This is a genomic window from Halomonas sp. BM-2019 (assembly GCF_017584085.1).
Window position 1 is genome coordinate 2312428 of sequence record NZ_CP071922.1, and the last position, 5946, is coordinate 2318373.

A 5946-nucleotide genomic window follows, 5' to 3' on the forward strand; every position below is an offset into this window, starting at 1 on the left:
GTGGGTAGCAGGCGTCCCGACAGCATGCCCGCGGCACGCCCGGAGTACCAGAAGCCGCCGGGATCCACCAGCATCACCTCGGCCCCCTCGAACGCGGCGGCATGGCGGAGCAGATGCAGGTGGGCATGGCCGGCCCCCACCAGTAGCAGGCGGGGCGGGGAGGCGGCGGAGGCGGCGAGGGACATGGCTCGATGGTAGCGGAAGGCGCCGCCGCGCGCGATCGGCCTACTTGGCCACTGACGGCCTCGACCGCCCCTGCCAGGCCGACCAGGAATAGAGGGCGAGCGCCGCCCAGATCAGCAGGAAGGTGGTGAGCTGGACCGCCGAGAGGGGCTCCCGGAAGACCGCCAGGGCGATCAGGAACTGGATGCTGGGGTTGATGTACATCAGAAAGCCCAGGGTCGCCAGGCGCAGGCGCCGGGCGGCGCCGGCGAAGGCGAGCAGCGGCAGGGCGGTGACCACGCCGCTGGCCATCAGCAGCAGCGTGACCTCGGTGCCCGCGAGGAAATGCGACAGCTCGGCCTGGCTCAGCCACAGCAGTGCCAGCAGCGCCAGCGGCAGCAGCAGCAGGGTCTCGACGAACAGCCCCGAGAGGCCATCCAGCGGCACCTGCTTGCGCAGCAGGCCATAGGTGCCGAAGGAGAAGGCCAGCGCCAGGCTGATCCAGGGCAGCTCGCCCAGCAGCAGCAGCTGGACCAGGATGGCGAAGGTCGCCAGCCCCACCGCCACGGCCTGCAGGCGGTGCATGGACTCGCGCAGGACCAGCATGCCCAGGGCCACGTTGACCAGCGGCGTCATGAAGTAGCCCAGGCTCGCCTGAAGGACATGGCGGGTCTCCACGGCATAGATGTAGAGCCCCCAGTTCACCGCGATCAGGATGGCGCAGCCCAGCACATGGCCCAGGCGCCGCGGCTCGCCGAGCGCCTTGCGGATGGGGGGCCAGCGCCCCAGCAGGCTGACCAGGCCGACCAGGAAGAGGCAGGACCAGAGGATCCGATGGACCAGGATCTCGAAGGCCGGGACCCCCTCGAAGAGGGCGAAGAACAGCGGGAAGCAGCCCCAGGCGAGATAGGCGCCGAGGCCGAAGGCGACACCCTTGCCGGTTTCGCGGTCGGGCAGGGAGGCAGGATTGGCGGACATGGCAGCCTCGCATGGAAAAGCAAACAACTTAGCAGGCTATGCGCCCGCGCGCCACGGCGGCTGCGCGTCGGCTGACGAGGACGCGGCACTGGGGTAGGCTGGGGAAGGATACTGACCCCGGACGGGAGCCCCCATGAGCGAGCTGAGAACCACCCTGGTGCAGTGCGACCTGCGCTGGGAAGACCCCGAGGCCAACTGCCGGATGCTGGAGGAGACGCTGGACGAACTCGGACGCGACCAGACCGACCTGATCGTGCTGCCCGAGATGTTCGCCACCGGCTTCACCATGAACTCCCGGGAGATGGCCGAGCCCATGGAAGAGAGCCGCTCCGTGGCCTGGCTGCGGGAGCAGGCCCACCAACGCGGTTGCGTGGTCACCGGCAGCGTTGCCGTGGTGGAGCGCGGGGAGTACCTCAACCGCCTGGTGTGGGCGCGTCCCGACGGCAGCCTGGCGACCTATGACAAGCGCCATCTGTTCCGCATGGCCGGCGAGCACGAGCGCTATGCCATGGGCCATGAACGGGTCATCGTCGAGCTGAAGGGGTTCCGTATCCTGCTCAGCGTCTGCTACGACCTGCGCTTCCCGGTCTGGTTGCGCCAGCAGCCGGCGCCCGACGAGCACTTCGAGTATGACGCCCTGCTCTGCGTGGCGAACTGGCCGGCACCGCGCCGCCACCCCTGGCGCATCCTGCTCCAGGCCCGCGCCATCGAGAACCTCTGCCCGGTGATCGGGGTGAACCGGGTGGGCGAGGATGCCAAGGGGCTGCCCTATGCCGGCGACTCCATGCTGATCGACGCCAAGGGGGAGGTGCTGATCGACGAGCCCGAGGGGCAGCCCTTCGTCAAGACCGGCACCCTGTCGCTTGCGGAGCTCCGGGCCTTCCGGGAGAAGTTCCCGGCCTGGCGAGACGCCGACCACTTCACCCTCTCCGACGGGGTGGGCTTCTGATGCGCCTGGACCGTTTCCTCGCCGAGACCACCGAGCTGACTCGCAGCCTGGCCAAGAAGGCTCTACATCGCGGCGAGGTCCAGGTGGAGGGGGAGGTGGTCAAGAATCCGGCCACGCAGATCGGCGAAGCGAGCCGGGTGACCTGGAACGGCGAGCCCCTGGCGCTGGTGGGGCTGCGCTACGTGATGCTGCACAAGCCTATCGGGGTGGAGTGTACCGCCCGACGCACCCTCTACCCGCGGGCGATCGACCTGATCGAGCTGCCCAAGGTGGAGCGCCTGCAGCCGGTGGGGCGCCTGGACGTGGACACCACCGGCCTGGTGCTGCTCACCGACGACGGCCAGTGGTCCCATCGGGTGACCTCGCCGAAGCACCGCTGTGGCAAGGTCTATCGGGTGACCCTGGCCGAGCCGCTGGAGGGGGAGGCGCTGGCCCGCGCCATCGCGGCCTTCGCCGAGGGCATCGAGCTCGACGGCGAGGCGACGCCGACACGCCCGGCGGAGCTCACCATGCGCGAGTCCAGGGTGGCCGAGCTGACCCTCCAGGAGGGCAAGTATCACCAGGTGAAGCGCATGTTCGCCGCCATCGGCAATCGGGTGGTGGCGCTGCACCGCGAGTCCATCGGGCCGCTTGCGCTGGGTGGGCTGGCCGAGGGCGAGTGGCGCGAGCTGACCCCCGAGGAGGTCGCGGCCTTCTGACTCTGGCCCCGGTGGCGCAGCGGGCATTATGGTCAAGAAAAAATCCTCCATTGGTTGAGAGCTGAAATTTTTCTTGCTGTAGTGAACGAAATGTCTCGCCTGACGGGTCAGTTGATGAAAAACGTTGGCTATGCGCATCTCCACGAGCACCTGACGCTGGGCGTCCTGCCGCCGCGATGCCCGGCGCGCGTGCGACCGGTGACACGCCTGATGTGGCTCGAAGCGGAGCTGGCGGTGCCGCCTGAGCGTGCGCCTGCCGATGATGATCTTCTCTCGCATCTGCTGTTTGCCCTGAAGCATGAGGGCGTGGACCTGGCAATTCTTGCCGAGACCTTGCCTCATCTACCGGTCGAGCCGCTTGTCGCGGCACTGGAGGCGTCGCCCAACGGCATCTATCTGCGTCGCCTGGCCTGTCTCTACGAGAATTTCGTGGCCCGGCTGCCGCTGGAACCTTCGGTCAAGGGGCGCGCCGTGCCGCTGTTCGACTCCGAGCGCTACGTGACGGGGCCGGCCAGGCGCAACAGCCGTTGGCGGGTAGACGTCAACGGCCTGGGTACCCTCCAGTACTGCGCCGTGGTGCGGCGGACGCCCGAGATCGAGGCGCTACTGAAGGAGGAGGTGCTGGCCGAAGCGCGTGCCTTCATGGCCTCCCTGCCGCCTGGAATGCTGGACCGCGCCATCCAGTGGGCTTATCTCAGCGAGACGCAGTCCTCGTTTGAAATCGAGCGCGAATCGCCCTCTCCCAATAAGCAACGGCGTTTCATGCAGCTGCTGCGCACGGCACATGACGGCCAGCCACTGGATGAAGGCTATCTGGTTGCTCTTCAGAACAGCGTTGTCAGCAACCCCTTCGACAATGCAGCGGCCTTTCGCCATGAGCAGAACTATCTGCATAATGGGCTGCCGGGTGCTATCGGTGTCAGCTACCTGCCACCCCCTCCCGAGCTCTGCGAGACCTTGATGGAAGCGCTCATGAGGTGGGCCAATGCGCTATCAGAGGTGCCGGATGCTCCGTCAGCCGAGAGGGTGCCGGCACTGGTGGCCGCCACCGTGATCTCGTTCGGCTTCGTCTTCCTCCACCCCTTCATGGATGGCAACGGACGCATCTCTCGATTCCTGCTGCACCATACGCTGTGCCGGCTGGGCGAATTGCCGCGGGGCAATCTGCTGCCCATCTCCATCGCCATGAAACGGCATGAAGTCGATTACCTCGCGGCACTCGAAGCCTTCTCGACACCCGCTAGGGAACAGTGGCGGGTCAACTGGATCGATGCCGACCACCATGAATTCCACTTCGAGGGCAGCGAAAGCCTCTATCGCTACTGGGATGCTACTCAGGCGGTGGCTTTCACGCTGAGTATGGCGCGCGAGGCGCTGAGGGAGGACCTCAAGGCAGAAACTCGCTACCTGGCCTGCTTTGATCGCGTCTATCGTGCCATCGATGCGCGTTTCGATGTGCGCGGCAGCGACCTGTCCCGCCTGGTGATGATGTGCTTGAGCCATGAGGGAGTGCTATCGAAGAATCGCCGCAAGCAGTTTCGCTACCAGGTGCCTGGAGAGGTGCTGGACGCCATCGAAGCGGAAGCTCAGAAGGCCCTACAGCAGGGTGCTGACGATTCTTCTTAAAATAGGGCCTTCGCAGGTTGGCGTGAAGCGACGCCATCCCGGATTTCTATGACGGCATCGCTGGCGCGTCCGTGTGACTCGCTGCTCATCCCACCCGGGGCGTAAGCCCCGCCGCGACCACCAGGGCACGGGTGTACTCGGAGCGGGGGTTCTCCAGCACCTCCAGGCAGTCGCCGCTCTCCACCACCTCTCCCTCCTTGAGCACCAACACCCGGTGCGCCATGGCGCGCACCACGGCCAGGTCGTGGCTGATGAAGAGGTAGCTCAGGCCACGGCGGGCCTGGAGGTCGCGCAGCAGGGTCACCAGCTGCTTCTGGACGGTGCGGTCCAGGGCCGAGGTGGGCTCGTCGAGGACCAGCAGCGCCGGTTCGAGGATAAGCGCCCGCGCCACCGCGATGCGCTGGCGCTGGCCGCCGGAGAATTCGTGGGGGTAGCGGTCGGCGCAGTCGGCCGGCAGGCCCACCTCGGCGAGGGTCGCGGCCACCCGGCGGGCGACCTCGGCCTCACCCAGCTCCGGGTGGTGGAAGCGCAGCCCCTCGCTGACGATCGCCGAGACGGGCAGGCGAGGCGAGAGCGAGCCGAAGGGGTCCTGGAAGACGATCTGGAAGCGCTGGCGCTGGCGCCGCAGCGCCCCGCCGGTGAGGCTATCCAGGTGGGCGTCGCCGAAGGTGATCTCGCCCTGGCTCGGGGTCAGGCGCAGCAGGGCGAGGGCCAGGGTGGTCTTGCCCGAGCCGGACTCGCCGACGATGCCCAGGGTCTCGCCGGGGGCCAGGGCCAGGTCCAGGGGCCGGACCGCCTCGAAGGCCGGGGGGCGCTTCATGAACAGCTTCTTCGGCCGCTGGAAGCTCACCCCGAGCCCCCGGGCGGCCAGCAGCGGCGCGCCGCGGGGTGCCGGCGCCGGGCGCCCCTCCGGCTCGGCGTCGAGCAGGGTGCGGGTATAGGCGCTGGCCGGCGAGTCGAAGACCCGGTCCACCGGACCGGTCTCCTGCTCGCATCCCCGGTAGAGCACGCAGACCCGGTCGGCGTGGCGGCGCACCAGGTTGAGGTCGTGGGTGATGAAGAGCATGCCCATGCCGTGGCGGTCGCGCAGCTCGGCGAGCAGCGCCAGGATCTCCTGCTGCACGGTGACATCCAGCGCCGTGGTGGGCTCGTCGGCGATCAGCAACTCCGGGTCGTTGGCAATGGCCATGGCGATCATCACCCGCTGGCGCTGGCCGCCGGAGAGCTGGTGGGGCCAGGCACCGATCAGCTCCTGGGGGCGCGGCAGCCTGACCCGGGCCAGCAGCTCGAGCACCCGGTCGCGGGCCGCGCGGCCGGTCAGCCCCTGGTGCAGGCGCAGGGTCTCGCCGATCTGCTTGCCCACGGTGTGCAGCGGGTTGAGCGAGGTCATCGGCTCCTGGAAGACGAAGCCGACGCGGCCGCCGCGCAGCCCCTGCCAGGCCCTGGGCTTCAGTCGGGCGAGGTCGGTGTCGCCCAGCAGGCGCTTGCCGCTGACCGCGGCGTTGCCCGGCAGCAGGTCCATGGCGCCCAGCG

At 68.3% G+C, this 5946-nt stretch carries 5 protein-coding genes and 1 pseudogene; 3 read left to right on the plus strand and 3 right to left on the minus strand.

The genetic code is table 11. The annotated features are described in order from the left end of the window. Positions 1-185 (minus strand): annotated as a pseudogene (locus J5F18_RS11490) (hypothetical protein); the annotation flags it as partial. A gap of 40 nt (positions 186-225) precedes the next feature. Further along, on the minus strand, positions 226-1140 hold the full coding sequence (rarD, locus tag J5F18_RS11495; protein WP_346298765.1) for an EamA family transporter RarD: 915 nt from the start codon (positions 1138-1140) through the stop codon (positions 226-228). 133 nt (positions 1141-1273) lie between these two features. Between rarD and J5F18_RS11500 the strand changes: the two genes are divergently transcribed. From J5F18_RS11500 to J5F18_RS11510, 3 genes are all read left to right on the plus strand, one after another. Further along, positions 1274-2089: an amidohydrolase gene (locus tag J5F18_RS11500; protein ID WP_346298766.1), complete on the plus strand. Its 816-nt coding sequence runs from the start codon at positions 1274-1276 to the stop codon at positions 2087-2089. Beyond that, a complete protein-coding gene (locus tag J5F18_RS11505; protein ID WP_346298767.1) occupies positions 2089-2787 on the plus strand; it encodes a pseudouridine synthase in 699 nt (232 codons plus the stop codon). Before J5F18_RS11500 ends, J5F18_RS11505 begins: the two co-directional genes overlap by 1 nt. A gap of 90 nt (positions 2788-2877) precedes the next feature. Next, on the plus strand, positions 2878-4413 hold the full coding sequence (locus J5F18_RS11510) for a Fic family protein (RefSeq protein WP_346298768.1): 1536 nt from the start codon (positions 2878-2880) through the stop codon (positions 4411-4413). An 85-nt stretch (positions 4414-4498) separates the two neighbouring features. Here J5F18_RS11510 and J5F18_RS11515 read toward each other — a convergent pair. Next, positions 4499-5946 (minus strand): ATP-binding cassette domain-containing protein (locus J5F18_RS11515; protein WP_346298769.1); only part of this gene is annotated, 1448 nt, incomplete at its 5' end.